Source organism: Streptomyces sp. NBC_00299, assembly GCF_036173045.1.
GTDB classification, from domain to species: Bacteria; Actinomycetota; Actinomycetes; order Streptomycetales; family Streptomycetaceae; genus Streptomyces; species Streptomyces machairae.
On sequence record NZ_CP108039.1, the window covers coordinates 5428981 to 5442811 of the forward strand.

Annotated in this window: 13 protein-coding genes; 7 read left to right on the top strand and 6 right to left on the bottom strand. The window is 71.5% G+C overall.

What is annotated here, in order from left to right; translation table 11 throughout:
- Window positions 1–56: 56 nt before the first annotated feature.
- On the top strand, window positions 57–854 hold the full coding sequence (locus tag OHT51_RS24190; RefSeq protein ID WP_328881010.1) for an alpha/beta fold hydrolase: 798 nt from the start codon (window positions 57–59) through the stop codon (window positions 852–854).
- 15 nt (window positions 855–869) lie between these two features.
- On the opposite strand, the gene OHT51_RS24195 is transcribed toward OHT51_RS24190, so the two are convergent.
- Complete coding sequence (locus OHT51_RS24195) at window positions 870–1262, bottom strand: nitroreductase/quinone reductase family protein (protein ID WP_328881011.1); 393 nt, start codon at window positions 1260–1262, stop codon at window positions 870–872.
- A gap of 110 nt (window positions 1263–1372) precedes the next feature.
- Between OHT51_RS24195 and OHT51_RS24200 the strand changes: the two genes are divergently transcribed.
- Window positions 1373–2200, top strand: coding sequence for an endonuclease/exonuclease/phosphatase family protein (locus OHT51_RS24200; protein ID WP_328881012.1), 828 nt, complete (start codon window positions 1373–1375; stop codon window positions 2198–2200).
- A gap of 51 nt (window positions 2201–2251) precedes the next feature.
- Complete coding sequence (locus OHT51_RS24205) at window positions 2252–2704, top strand: hypothetical protein (RefSeq protein ID WP_328881013.1); 453 nt, start codon at window positions 2252–2254, stop codon at window positions 2702–2704.
- 111 nt (window positions 2705–2815) lie between these two features.
- On the opposite strand, the gene OHT51_RS24210 is transcribed toward OHT51_RS24205, so the two are convergent.
- Entirely contained in the window at window positions 2816–4339 is a 1524-nt protein-coding gene (locus OHT51_RS24210) for a CehA/McbA family metallohydrolase (protein ID WP_328881014.1), read from the bottom strand.
- A 214-nt stretch (window positions 4340–4553) separates the two neighbouring features.
- Between OHT51_RS24210 and OHT51_RS24215 the strand changes: the two genes are divergently transcribed.
- The 3 genes from OHT51_RS24215 to OHT51_RS24225 all read left to right on the top strand — a co-directional run bounded on the left by OHT51_RS24215 (window position 4554) and on the right by OHT51_RS24225 (window position 8733).
- A complete protein-coding gene (locus tag OHT51_RS24215; RefSeq protein ID WP_328881015.1) occupies window positions 4554–5405 on the top strand; it encodes an LLM class F420-dependent oxidoreductase in 852 nt (283 codons plus the stop codon).
- A 63-nt stretch (window positions 5406–5468) separates the two neighbouring features.
- Window positions 5469–8081 (top strand): bifunctional FO biosynthesis protein CofGH, encoded by a 2613-nt coding sequence (locus tag OHT51_RS24220; protein WP_328881016.1) that lies wholly within the window; start codon window positions 5469–5471, stop codon window positions 8079–8081.
- Between the two features lie 100 nt (window positions 8082–8181).
- Window positions 8182–8733, top strand: coding sequence for a hypothetical protein (locus OHT51_RS24225; protein ID WP_328881017.1), 552 nt, complete (start codon window positions 8182–8184; stop codon window positions 8731–8733).
- Here OHT51_RS24225 and OHT51_RS24230 read toward each other — a convergent pair.
- A complete protein-coding gene (locus OHT51_RS24230) occupies window positions 8726–9232 on the bottom strand; it encodes a DUF2165 domain-containing protein (protein ID WP_328881018.1) in 507 nt (168 codons plus the stop codon). The two genes, OHT51_RS24225 and OHT51_RS24230, sit on opposite strands and share 8 nt — an antisense overlap.
- 109 nt (window positions 9233–9341) lie before the next feature.
- Here OHT51_RS24230 and OHT51_RS24235 point away from each other — a divergent pair, with 109 nt between their 5' ends.
- Window positions 9342–12185: a tetratricopeptide repeat protein gene (locus OHT51_RS24235; protein WP_443052726.1), complete on the top strand. Its 2844-nt coding sequence runs from the start codon at window positions 9342–9344 to the stop codon at window positions 12183–12185.
- Here OHT51_RS24235 and OHT51_RS24240 read toward each other — a convergent pair.
- Genes OHT51_RS24240 through OHT51_RS24250 form a run of 3 tightly spaced genes read right to left on the bottom strand, consistent with a single transcriptional unit; the run spans window position 12121 to window position 13753 of the window.
- Window positions 12121–12756: a class I SAM-dependent methyltransferase gene (locus tag OHT51_RS24240; RefSeq protein WP_328881020.1), complete on the bottom strand. Its 636-nt coding sequence runs from the start codon at window positions 12754–12756 to the stop codon at window positions 12121–12123. The two genes, OHT51_RS24235 and OHT51_RS24240, sit on opposite strands and share 65 nt — an antisense overlap.
- On the bottom strand, window positions 12753–12944 hold the full coding sequence (locus OHT51_RS24245; RefSeq protein WP_328881021.1) for a DUF397 domain-containing protein: 192 nt from the start codon (window positions 12942–12944) through the stop codon (window positions 12753–12755). Before OHT51_RS24245 ends, OHT51_RS24240 begins: the two co-directional genes overlap by 4 nt.
- Window positions 12941–13753 carry a helix-turn-helix domain-containing protein gene (locus OHT51_RS24250; protein WP_328881022.1) on the bottom strand — a complete coding sequence of 271 codons (813 nt, stop codon included), beginning with the start codon at window positions 13751–13753 and terminating at the stop codon, window positions 12941–12943. Before OHT51_RS24250 ends, OHT51_RS24245 begins: the two co-directional genes overlap by 4 nt.
- Window positions 13754–13831: the final 78 nt, after the last annotated feature.

Consider the following 13831-nt stretch of genomic DNA (forward strand, 5'->3'; position numbering starts at 1 on the left):
GGGATTGACCGGACGCAGGCTGCCACCGGAGCCGTATACCGGGCAGAGTCGTCCGTATGGGACACATGGTGCAGGTCAAGGGCGGCGAGGTCTGGGCGGACGACGCGGGCGCGGCCGGCGGGGCCGAGGCCGGACCGCCCGTGGTGCTGCTGCACTCGGGGATCGGCGATTCCCGGCTGTGGGAGCCCGTACTGCCCGGCCTGGCGGCCGGACGTCGTCGGGTGATCCGGTACGACGCCCGCGGCTTCGGCCGGTCGCCGGCGCCCACCGTCTCCTACACCCAGCTCGACGACCTCAGGAGCCTCCTGGACCACTTCGAACTGACCCGGGTGGTCCTGGTCGGCTCCAGCATGGGCGGCAGGACGGCTATCGACCTGGCCTTGAGCGACCCGGGCCGGACGGCGGCCCTCGGCCTGCCGGTTCCCGGCGTCAACGGTTACGAGGGCCTGGATTCGGCGAAGGTGACCGAGGAGATCGGGCGGCTGGCGACGGCCGGTGACATGGACGGCCTGGTCGCGTTCGCGCTGCGGCTCTGGGGCGCGGCGGGCGCCGACCCCGACACCGAGGCCGAGCCCCTGCTGCGGGCGGCGATTCCCACGTGGTTCACGACCTACGGCCACGAGACCGAGGGCGGGCGGGCCTTCGACCGGCTGGGCGAACTCGACCTGCCCTGCACGCTCCTGCTCGGGGAGCGGGACCAGCCCGAGGTGATCCGCTGCAACGAGGCGATGGCCGCTCGTATCCCCGGCTGCCGGCTGGTCCGGCACCCGGACTGCGACCACTTCCCCACGCTGCGGGCGCCGCGGGACGTCGTACGGCTGGTGACGGAGCTGTGCGAACGGGCGTCGGCCTGACCGGCGCCGTACGCGTCAGTCGGTGAGGTCCACCCGGATCGTCAGCAGATCCGCCCCGAACGCCCGCACCCCGGCGCTGTTGACCCGGGGCAGGCCGCGCAGGCGCGCGATCGGGTCGTCGTCGGGCAGCAGATGCGCCGTGCCCGTGTGCCACCGTCCCCTGATCCGCACCCGTACCCGCGCGTCGGCCTTGATGTTGCGCACGTACTGCGACCGCTCCCCGAACTCCGACACCAGCCAGAACGAGTCCCCGACCCGGCGTCCACCGACCGGGGTGCGGCGGGGCAGACCCGAGGTGCGGCCCGTGGTCTCCAGCAGGGTCTGGGTCGGCAGGCGGCGCATCACGGCGTTGAGCCGCCGCTGGAAGGCCCTGACATTCCGGTATTTGGTCTCTGCGGGGCTGGACATGGTGTGCCGTTCTCCTGACGCGTGGCGGTGCTGATGCTCTTCAATGTCTCTCACCGGGATCGAACGAACGGTGGAGCCTCGAACGGTTCATCCATGAGAGACGGTGGCGCATGCGGGTGGTGACCTGGAACCTGTGGTGGCGCTTCGGGCCGTGGGAGGCCCGGCAGAAGGCGATTCTCGCCGAACTGCGCGATCTGCGCCCCGATGTGGTCGGCCTGCAGGAGGTGTGGGCGGACGGCCGCGAGAACCAGGCCGAGTGGCTGGCCGCCGAACTCGGCATGCACTGGGCCTGGGCCCCGTCCCCCGCCCCGGAGCGCTGGCGCCGGCGGATCGGCGACCACACGGTCGACATCGGGAACGCCGTGCTGAGCCGCTGGCCGGTCGTCGCACAGCGGACCCTGCGACTGCCCGCGCCCCCGGACCTCGACGACGGCCGCCTCGCTTTGTTCACCCGCCTCGCCACCCCCTCGTACGACATCCCCTTCTGCACCACCCACCTCACCTCCGCCCTGCACGGCTCGGCCGTACGCTGCCGACAGGTTGCCGCGCTCGCCGAGTTCGTCGCCGAGAACCGGGGCGACACGCCCTTTCCGACGGTCGTCACCGGCGACTTCAACGCCTGGCCGGACTCCGACGAGATCCGCCTCTTCGGCGGCTACCGGACCACGCCGGTCGTACCCCGCCAGGTCTTCTTCGACGCCTGGCAGTACGCCGCCCCGGACGCCCCCTGGGCCACCTGGGACCGCTCGAACCCGTACGTCGCCGACAGCCGGGAGCCGAGCGTGCGGATCGACTACATCCACGTCGGGCCGCCGGGCACCGGCGGACTCGGCCACGTCCGCTCCGTACACCGCGCGTGCGACGGCCCGGTCGACGGCATCTGGCCATCCGACCATGCGGCGGTGGTCGCCGATCTGGAGGCCTCGACGACGCCCTGATGCATCGAAATCCGGGCGACGAGCGGGCTCCGCGCTCGGCAGACTGCCGGCATGTCCACCGACGTGAGCGGAATGATTGAGTGCAGACCTCTGGCCCGGATCTTTGGCGAGGACGACGAGGACGCGCTCTGGCACGCCGCCATTGACCTCTTCCTCCTCAACACCGGCAATGCCTATGACGCCTTTGCCTGCCTGTTCGGCGTCCGCAACTCCTTCGGGTTCCAGCCGCTGACCGAGGACCGTGGCCTGCCGGAGGACGCCTCGGACGGACTGCGGGACGCGTACGACTCCTGGGGTGGACCACAGGACGCGCAGGGAACGACGTGGATCAGCTGGGCCGAGTTGGCAGCAGCCGACTGGGACGAGACCGACCGTTCCGGCAAGCTCAGTCGAAGCGCCGTCGCCGGGGAGGGAACCCACTGGGCCCCGGTCTGGCACGTGATGAGGACGCTTTCCGAGCTGCATGGCCCGGAGCACGTGCGACTCGTGGTCTGGTTCGACTGATCATGGACGTCCTCCGCCCGGACTGACCTGAGCGCGTCGGCGGGGGCGGGCTCTGCAAGCCACCCCCGCTTCCGGTCGTGCCACGCCGGCGGTGCCGCGCAGCGCCGGTTGCTACGAACGCCCCAGGAAGATCGGATTCGTGACCGCCGCCAGCGCCCCCGGCAGTGGGCCCACCGCTGTCTCGTGGCGCAGTTCCGCTCGGACGTAGGCCGCGTACGCGGGGGTCGTGCGCCATTCCACGACGCCTGAGCCGGAGACCGGCAGCGGAGGGCTCGTGAACAGGACGCCCTGGTCGGTGACGAAGCGGACCGTGCAGCGCGGGGCGCCCGTGGCTTCCAGGCGGACGGTCACCGGCGTGCTGCGGGCGACCTCCAGCCGCTCTCCGATGCCGGCGTGCTCGCCCTTGCCGCCGGACACCCCGAAGGCCAGCGAGACGTTCTTCGACTCGGCGATGTACGACCGCCCCGCCTTGATCCCCTCCTGGATCGCCTCCCGCGTCAGGTCGTCGGCCAGCACGACCGTCTGGGGCGTGCCGACCGGGTCCGGATCGCGGTGGGCGTCGCTGTTGCCCATCGCCGGGATCCACGCGTCGGAACCCGAGCGCACGGACGCGACCAGCGTGCTGTCCCAGTCCGCCAGGGCCATCTCGTCGTCCGGGGTCCACGGCCCGTTCCAGACCTCGATCGCGTCCGCCTCGCCGAAGCCGAACTTCCAGTTGCAGCCGACGCAGGTGGCGTGCGGGTGGGCGGGGACCACGAGGCCGCCGGACCTGCGGATCTGGCGGGCGAACTTGCCGAACCGGTTGTCCCGGGCCCGGTAGCGCCAGTCGATGAAGGTGCCGGGGTCGATGCCGAGTGCCACGACGTGGCCGTTGCGGGTCGTGACCTCCTCGCCCAGCATGATCAGGAGGTCGTCGCCGGCCGCGTCGGCCCAGTGCGCGTGCGCCGAGTGCGTGTTGTGCTCGGAGCTGTTGATGAAGTCCAGCCCCGCCGCACGCGCGAGGGCCGCGATCTCGGCGGGCGTACGACGGCCGTCGGAGAACCACGAGTGCAGATGGCAGTCGCCCCGGTACCAGGCGCGCCCCCGCCCCTTCGCCCGCTCCGGCGGGTACGTCGGCTCGACGGACTCGGCCGGCTCGCCGTAGGCGAGCGTGATGGTGACCTCGTACGGCAGCCCCTGCGGCGCCACCGTGTACGGGCCGAGGGCGATGTGCCAGGTGCCCTCCCGGACCGGCCCCGGGATGTACCCCGGTGTCGCCTCGTCCGCCCGGATGAAGAACTCCGTGCGCGCCCCGCCCGACCAGCCCCGGAAGCCACGGCCGCCGAGCTCGGTGCCGCGCCAGTCGAAGATGCCGATGTCGAGGGCGTTGCCCGGGGTGCCCGCCGGGACGGACGGCTTCTCGTAGGTGTAGGAGACCTTGATCTCCCGTACCCCGGACGGCACTTCGACCGGCAGGTACACGAAGTCGGGGGACCCGGGCGGCAGGGTGCCCCGCACGGTACGGGTCTCTGCGTCCTGGGTGTCGTCGGCACCTCTGGCGAAGGTCACGCTTCCCAACGTAAGCGCGGCGGCGGCGCCCGTCACGAACAGCGCGCGTCTTCCCAGGCCGGCGCCCGTGTAGTCGTCCTCGCACATGCTGCTGCTCCCCAGGTCGTCGTGAAGGACTTGGCATGGGTGGTGCAGGGTGGTGCGTGCAACTCTGGTATTCAGCCGTGAACTGCCGTGCAAGGGAAGGGAATCGGCAGCCAATCGGAAGCTGTCCAGGCTCCGCGAGGGTGCCGATAGGAGATCCATATGTCCATACCGGTCGGTATGGACATTGCGGCGTCCGCGCGGTACAGATGCAGGCATGCGCATCTCCGTCACGATCTTCCTCACCGACGAGACCATCACCCCGACCCGGCTCGCCCGTGAGCTGGAGCAGCGCGGGTTCGCGGGGCTGTACCTGCCCGAGCACACCCACATCCCGGTGGAGCGGACCACCCCGTACCCGGCCGGCGGCGACCTGCCGCCCGAGTACGGCCGCACCCTGGACCCCTTCGTCGCCCTCGGCCAGGCGGCCGCCGTCACCGAGCGGCTGGGCCTCGGCACCGGCATCACGCTGGTCGCGCAGCACGACCCGATCGATCTGGCCAAGCAGATCGCGACCCTGGACCACCTGTCCGGCGGACGCTTCACGCTCGGCCTCGGCTTCGGCTGGAACGTGGAGGAGGCCGCCGACCACGGGGTGGAGTGGCGGACCCGGCGCGAGCTGGTGCGCGACCGCATGGCACTGATGCGTGCCCTGTGGGCGGATGAACCGACCGCCCACGAAGGCGAGTTCGAATCGGTGCGCGCCAGCTACGCCTACCCCAAGCCCGTACAGAAGCCGCGCGGCCCCAAGGTCAACGGCCCCCGCACGCTCATCGGCGGAGCGGCCGGCCCGAAGCTGTTCGCGCACATCAGCGAGTACGCCGACGGGTGGCTGCCGATCGGTGGCCGCGGACTGTCCGAATCTCTACCCCGGCTCCGATCGGTCTGGGCCGACGCCGGCCGCGACCCGAACGCCCTCCAGGTGGTGCCGTATGCCGTGTTCCCCACCCCGGGCAAGCTCGCGCACTACGCGGAACTCGGCATCGAGGAGGTTGTGGTGCAGCTGCCTCCGGCGGGAGAGGCGGAGGTGCTGCGGGTGCTGGACGACTGCGCGGCCTTCCTCGGCTGACTGTCGCGCATCCGTGCCCGACTGCCCTCCCGGCACTGATCAAGCCGACCGTATGCTCGAAGGATGACGACTCCCGAGACCTCCGGAACCGGCCCCACCGACCGCCCCGGCGGCACCGGCCCGACCGAGAACTCCATGCGTCGCGCCCTCAAACGCGCCCGTGACGGCGTCGCCCTCGACGTCTCCGAGGCGGCCGTACTGCTCCAGGCCCGCGGCGAGGCCCTCGACGACCTCGTCGCGTCCGCCGGCCGGGTGCGGGACGCGGGCCTTGACGCGGCCGGGCGGGCCGGTGTCATCACGTACTCGAAGAGCGTCTTCATCCCCCTCACCCGGCTGTGCCGGGACACATGCCACTACTGCACCTTCGTCACCGTCCCCGGCAAGCTGCGCCGCGCGGGGCACGGGATGTTCATGTCGCCGGACGAGGTCCTCGACATCGCCCGCAAGGGCGCGGCCCTCGGCTGCAAGGAAGCCCTCATCACCCTCGGCGACAAGCCCGAGGACCGCTGGCCCGAGGCCCGCGAGTGGCTCGACGCGCACGGCTACGACGACACCATCGCCTACGTCCGTGCCATCTCCATCCGCATCCTGGAGGAGACGGGCCTGCTCCCGCACCTCAACCCCGGCGTCATGACCTGGACCGACTTCCAGCGTCTGAAGCCGGTCGCCCCGTCCATGGGCATGATGCTGGAGACGACGGCGACCCGCCTGTGGTCCGAGCCCGGCGGCCCGCACCACGGCTCCCCGGACAAGGAGCCGGCCGTCCGGCTGCGCGTCCTGGAGGACGCCGGCCGTTCCTCCGTCCCCTTCACCTCCGGGATCCTGATCGGGATCGGCGAGTCGTACGAGGAGCGGGCCGAGTCCCTCTTCGCGCTCAGGAAGGTCTCCCGGGCCTACCACGGCATCCAGGAACTGATCATCCAGAACTTCCGCGCCAAGCCGGACACCGCGATGCGCGGCATGCCGGACGCGGAACTCGACGAACTGGTCGCCACGGTCGCCGTCGCCCGGCACATCATGGGCCCGAGCGCCTGCCTCCAGGCCCCGCCCAACCTGGTGGACTCCGAGTACGAGCGCCTCATCCACGCCGGCATCGACGACTGGGGAGGCGTCTCGCCGCTCACGATCGACCACGTCAACCCCGAGCGCCCCTGGCCGCAGATCGAGGAGCTGGCCGCGCGTTCGGCGGCGGCCGGCTTCGAACTGCGTGAACGCCTCTGCGTCTACCCGGAGTTCGTCCAGCGCGGCGAGCCCTGGCTGGACCCGCGGCTGCGCCCGCACGTACGGGCGCTCGCCGACCCGGAGACGGGCCTGGCGCGTGCGGACGCCGTGGTCGAGGGGCACCCGTGGCAGGAGCCGGAGGAGGTCTTCGTCGCCTCCGGCCGTACGGATCTGCACTCCACGATCGACACCGAGGGCCGTACGTCCGACCGCCGCGACGACTTCGACGAGGTGTACGGCGACTGGGGCGCCCTGCGCGAGGCGGCGGCGCCCGGGATGGCGCCGGAACGCATCGACACGGACGTGCGCCAGGCACTGGCGACCGCGGCCGACGACCCCACCCGGCTGACCGACGAGGAGGCGCTGGCGCTGCTGCACGCGGACGGCCCGGCGCTGGACGCGTTGTGCAAGGTCGCCGACGACGTCCGTAAATCGGCGGTCGGCGACGACGTCACGTACATCGTCACCCGGAACATCAACTTCACCAACGTCTGCTACACCGGCTGCCGCTTCTGCGCCTTCGCCCAGCGCAGGACGGACGCCGACGCCTACACCCTCTCCCTGGACCAGGTCGCCGACCGCGCCCAGCAGGCCTGGGAGGTCGGCGCGGTGGAGGTCTGCATGCAGGGCGGCATCCACCCGGACCTGCCCGGGACGGCGTACTTCGACATCGCGAAGGCGGTGAAGGAGCGGGTCCCCGGCATGCATGTGCACGCCTTCTCGCCCATGGAGGTCGTCAACGGCGCCACCCGCACCGGCATGTCCATCCGGGAGTGGCTGACGGCGGCCAAGGATGCCGGCCTTGACTCCGTCCCCGGCACCGCCGCCGAGATCCTCGACGACGAGGTCCGCTGGATCCTGACCAAGGGCAAGCTGCCGGCGGCGACGTGGATCGAGGTGATCACCACGGCGCACGAACTCGGCATCCGGTCCTCGTCCACGATGATGTACGGCCACGTCGACCAGCCCCGCCACTGGCTCGGCCACCTGCGCACCCTGGCCGGCATCCAGCAACGCACGGGCGGCTTCACCGAGTTCGTGACGCTCCCGTTCATCCACACCAACGCGCCGGTGTACCTGGCGGGGATCGCGCGGCCCGGCCCGTCGATGCGGGACAACCGGGCGGTGACGGCGATGGCCCGCCTCCTGCTCCACCCCTGGATCCCCAACATCCAGACCAGCTGGGTGAAGCTGGGCACCGAGGGCGCCGCGGAGATGCTCCGCTCCGGCGCGAACGACCTGGGTGGCACCCTGATGGAGGAGACGATCTCGCGGATGGCGGGGTCGTCGTACGGCTCGTACAAGTCGGTACGCGACCTGGTGGCGGTCGCCGACGCGGCCGGGCGCCCGGCGAGGCCCCGCACCACGCTGTACGGCGAGGTGCCGGAGGAACGGCAGCGGGCGGCGGCGGCCTCGGACGGCCACCTGCCGGAGCTGCTGCCGGTGCTGGACTGAGACGGAGACGGCACAGGACCGTGTCGCGGGGGTCGGTACGATGATCCGACCCCCGCTGGAGGGGTTCCATAGCTTTCCGTAGCCGAGGAGATGCGTGCCCGTGCCTGCTCCCAAGGTCTGGGTGACCGGTTTGACGGTGGGCGCGATAGCCGCCGTCACAGCCCTCGCCATGCAGGCCGACAAGGGGCCGCACCCGACGGCCTCGGCGTCCCGCCCGAGCGCGTCGGCGTCGCCGGGGGCGAGCCCCGCCCCGACGAAGTCCGCCGTGCCCGCCGCCGTACCGGACGGCTCGGGCAGCGGGCGCCGGGTCGTGTACTCCCTCGCCCGGAAGCGGGTCTGGCTGGTCGACGCGAGCGACGCGAGCCGCCGTACCTTCACCGTCTGGCCGGGCACCGTGAACCCGGACCCCGGCACCTACACGGTGTCCTCGCGCAACGAGGCCACCACGGGCTCGGACGGCGTCCAGATCGAGAACATCATCTACTTCACCGCGAAGTCCGGCATCTCCATCGCCTTCTCCAACGCCGTCGACGGCTCCTCGCCGCCGCCCGCCGCGGGCAAGCAGACCGGCGGGGTCCGGATGCGCGCGGCGGACGGGGCGGCGTTGTGGACGTTCGGGGAGACGGGCACGACGGTGGTCGTGGTCAGGTAGCGGGCTTCTCCTTGCCCGACGGCAGGTTGACCACAAGCAGCACGACCCCGCTCAGCAGGAACACCCTCGTCGCCGCGTCGAGCCCGTTCCAGTCACCGGACTGCCACATCGAGAACCACTCCCCGCCGATCGCGATGAACCCGCCGCCGAACAGCAGCATCAGCATCAGCAGGCCGTAGGTGGAGAAGCGCCGGGCACTCGGGTCGTCGCGGCGGACCCACAGCCAGGTGCCGTATATCAGGACGAGCGCGGCGAGGGTCTCCCAGACGATGATCGCGACGTACGCCGCGTCCTGAAGCCCCTTACTGGTGATGGCTCTCCACATCAGGTCCTCGTCCTTGAACGTCGTATCCATCGCCAGGACGTGCCGCACGAACTGCTGGTTCGTGCCGAAGTCGGTGATGTTCCCGAAGGCGACGAGGGCCGTGTAGAGGGCGACGGTCGCGGTGAGGAGGGTGGCCGCGAGGTGAAGTGCGCTGCGTGGGGGTGTCGTTGGCATGATGGTCATCTTCCCTGTGGAGGCGCTGTGCTCCATAGGCATTGAGCCAGAATGATGGCGTAGGGCAGCCGAGCGGGAGGATCCACGCGTGGGACAGGCGCGGCCGTCGATGCAGGAGCTGATCGGCCGGCGCAGTCGTGCCGGATTCGTGGGCCGCAGCGCCGAACGTGCGGCCTTCCGGGCCAACTTGGACATCGCGCCGGAGGACGAGCGGCACCGGTTCCTCTTCCACGTGCACGGAAACGCGGGTGTCGGCAAGTCCTTCCTGCTCCGCGAACTGGAGCAAGTCGCCCGGGAGCGGGGCGCCTTGACCGCGTTCATGGATGACACGGCGGGAAGCGTGCCGGAGTCGCTGGAGGCGATGACCCGGCAGTTCGCCACGCAGGGCAGGCGGTTGAAGGACCTGGACCGGCTGCTGGCCGCGCATCGGGAGCGCAGGCACGAGGCGGAGCTGGCGGCGATCACCGCGCCGCCGCCCGAGCCGCCGGGACCCTCGGTGGGCAGCATGGCGGTGGCGCGGGCCGGGCTGGTGGGACTGGGCATGGTGCCCGGTGTCGGCGCCTTCGCCGGGGCGGTCGACGCCGCACAACTCGCCCAGGGCGCGGACCGGTTGCGGTCCGGACTCGGTGCCCGCTTCCGCACCCACGAGGACGCCCGACTCGTACTCGCCCCCGAGAGCGTGCTCACTCCGGTGCTGCTGGAGGAGCTCTCCCAGGCTGCCTCAGCCGTGCCGTGGATCGTCCTGTTCTTCGACACCTACGAGCGCACCGGCCGGTTCCTCGACGCGTGGCTGCACGCCGTGATGACCTCGGACCTGTACGGCCCGCTCCCGGCCACGGTCGTCGTGGTGACGGCAGGCCAACTCCCCTTCGACGCCACCCGCTGGGGCGGCTTCGGCGACTTCATGACCGACGTGCCGCTCCTGCCGTTCACGGAGGCGGAGACGCGCGACCTGCTCGCGGGCAGGGGAGTGGTGGCCGAGCCCGTGGTGGGGGAGGTGCTGCGCCTGACCGGTGGCCTGCCCGTGCTTGTGTCGACCCTCGCGGAGAGCCGCCCCACCGATCCGGCCGACGTGCGGGACCCCAGCGCCACGGCCGTCGAGTGGTTCCTGAAGCGGGCGGAGGACGCGGTCCAGCGGTCGGTCGCGCTGGCGTGCGCGCTGCCCCGGCGGCTGGACGCGGACGTGTTCCGGGCGGTCGTGGGCGACTCCGACGCCGAACTGGACGGACTGTACGCGTGGTTGCGCGGACTGCCGTTCGTCAGCGAGCGGGGCGGCCGGGTCCGGTACCACGACGTCGTACGGGCGCCGATGCTGCGGTTGCAGCGGCAGGAGGCGCCCCGGACCTGGGCGGCCCGGCAGCAGGCGCTCGCCGCCGTGTTCCGGGAGTGGCGGGCCGAGGCGGAAGCCGGACGGGACGCCGAGGAACTGTGGACGGACGAGGCGTGGCGGGAGCTTCGGCTGGCGGAGCTGTACCACTTGCTGTGCGCCGGTGAGCGGGCGGCGCTGACGAGCGTCCTCGGGGATGTCGTCGACGCCTGCGAGCAGGGTGAGTCCGTCGCCGAGCGGTGGGCCCGGGTTCTGGTGGAGGCCGGGTCGGACGCCGAGACCCGGACGGTGTCCCAGTGGGGCCGGCGGCTCGCGACAGCACTCGGCAGCGGCGGAACGCCCGCGGCCCTCGAACTGGTACTACGGGCGACGGGCTTCGAGCGGACGCCGGTGCCCGCGGGGGCGGCGGCGCCGGCCGGCACGGGGTACGGCGGGGCGGCTGCGGCTGTCACCGGGCTGGGTGCGGGGGCTGTCGGGTGGGGTGCCGCGGGGGCTGCCGGGCAGGGCGCGGCGGGAGCGGCCGCCGCGGCTTCTTCGCGGGAGGAGGCCGCAGGGGCCGGTACCGGAGGAAGCGCAAGCGACCGGCCGGCCAGGAGGCCCGGCACCGCGTCCGGTGCGGCGACGACCAGGCCGGGCACGTCGGCCGGCGCCCGGTCACGTGAGACGCAACAGCCCGCATCGCAGGACCAGTGCGCCGAGCCGCAGGGTGAACGCACTGAGGGACCGGAGACCGAACCGGAGAGTCAGCGTGCCCAGCCGACGTGGGCCGAGCCGCAGGATCAGCACGCCCAGCTGTCGTGGACCGTGCCGCAGGCCACGACCTCGCCCGGTACCCCCTGGCAGGACGCCTCGGCCGATGCCGGCTGGCGCGTCGCGCTGGACCCCGCCGTGGCGGCCCGTGCCTACCGCGCCCGCGCCATCGCCCACGACCTCGCCGGCGACCGGCGCGCGGCCGTCGCCCTCCTGAACCGGGCCCTCGAACTGCACCCCGATGACCCCCGCAGCCTCGGCCTGCGCGGGGAGTACCACCGCGTCCTGGGCCGCCACGACGAGGCGATCAGCGACTTGGACCGGGCCCTCGAACTGAACCCCGCCGACGCCTTCGCCCTGGCCTCCCGCGGTGCCACCCGGCTCAGTCGCGAAGGTCTCGACGAGGCGCTCGCCGACCTTGACGAGGCCGTTCGGCTGAAGCCGGACTACTCCTGGGCCCTGATGCGCCGGGCCCGGGTGCACCGAGCCCTCGGCGACCACGTACGACAACTGGCCGACCTCGACCGGGCCGTGGCGGTGGACCCCGACTGGGCCTGGGCCCGCTGCGAGCGCGGTGACGCCCTGCGCGCCGCCGGCCGAGACGAGGACGCCCTCGCCGACTACGACCACGCGCTCGCCCGGGAACCCGACTACAACTCCGCCCGCGCGAGCCGAGGCGCCTCGCTGGCGAACCTGGGCCGCCACGAGGAGGCCCTCGCCGATCTGGACCGGGTGCTGGCAGCCGACCCGTCGTACACCTGGGCCGCGGATCAGCGGGCCGCCGTGCTCCGTCAGCTGGCGGCCGAACCGGCTACTCCCGCACGCAGCGCAGGAACAGATGAGGCTCGTGCCCGGCATCGGGATGGTCAGGCGTGAACAGTACGGTCTCCGCGGACAGCACCGTCAGTCCCGCCGCGGCGACCATGTCGGTGAAGTCCTCGGCCGCGTAGCTGGTCGCCCGCACCTTCTGCCCCATGAAGACGACTTCGAAGTCCTCCACGTCCGCCGGCACGGTCGCCAGCACCATGCTGCCTCCCGCTCTCAGCGCCCGTGCCAGCCGCCGCACGAGAGACTCCTGCGTGGTGCGGGACATCTGCAGCAGGGAGAAGTACACACAGACGGCGTCGAACGCACCGTCCTGGAGCGGGACTTGCTGGATGTCGGCGTGCTGGAAGGCGGCGTCGGGCACCTGCCGGGTGGCGAGGTCCACCATGACAGGAGACGCGTCGATCCCCAGCACGCCATGGCCCGCCGCGGCGAGCGTCTCGGCCGTGGGGCGCCCGGTCCCGCAACCGACGTCCAGCACCCGGCTGCCCGGTTCGAGCCGCCCGGCCAGCCACGCCAGCGACGCCCGGTGCGTCTCCGAGCCCGCGAACGCCCTCTCGTAGGCGAGCCCCAGCGCGTCGAAGACGGCGGCGGCACGCTGTGCCTGAGACTCGCCGGTCACGGCATCGTGCTCATGCCGTCGATGAACTCCGCCCAGGAACTCGCTTCGAATGCGAGCCGTGCGCCGTGCTTGTCCTTTGAGTCGCGGACGAGGATGGTGGTGGCGGAGGGGGATATCGCTACCTCGACGCACTCAGGGCCTTCGTTGCTGCTGTAGCTGCTCTTGAACCACTTCAGGGTGGGCGTCATGTCTCTTCTCCCAGTAGTTTCTCAATGAACGCCAGCGAATCCCGAGGCGTGAGTGCCTGCGCCCGGATCATTCCATAGTTGGTTTCCAGGGTCTGGACCTGCCGGGGGTCGCTGATCAGGCGGCTGAGGAACTGCACCTCCAAGTGCCCCAGAGTCTTGCCATCCCGCAGTTTCAGCAGCTGGAGCGAGCCGCCCATGCCCGCATGGTCCACGAGTTCTGTGGGCATCACCTGGATCACCGCCTGCCGCAACCTGCCAACCTCCAACAGGTGTTCGAGCTGTCGCCGCAGTACCAGTTTCCCCCCGATCGGCCGTCGAAGGGTCACCTCTTCCTGGACAAAGGTGATGTGCGGGCGGGGTGTGCGCTCGAAAATGGTCTTCCGTTCCATGCGGGCGGCGACGTGACGGTCGATCTCGTCCTCCGAATACGGAGGCCGTCGCATCAAGTACAACTCCCTTGCGTACTCCGGGGTCTGCAAGAGCCCGTGGATGTGATGGCTGGCGTATGCGCCCAGGTCGACCGTCTCGCCCTCCAACTTCGCCAGATCCCGAACTTGCTTCGGATACCTGGCCCTCTCCACATCCGCCTTCATCGCCGAGAGCTTCCCGCCCGCCCCCAACACCTCATCAGCCTTGTCCAGGAAGTCCGGCTTGGGAATCCGCCGGCCCCGCTCCACTGACGAGACCATCTCCTCGCCGTACCCGATGGCGGCGCCCAGTTCGGCCTGGGTCATCCCGGCGGCCTCGCGCCACATCCTGATCTGCCGTCCGACCGTCCTGAGAACGGCCTCGGCCTCCTCGTCCTCCACGTCTGCCCCTCCCGGCGTGCGAGCCGTACGACCCCGTCGGCCAGCCGTACAGTCACGCTCCGTACGGAGGCCATTGCT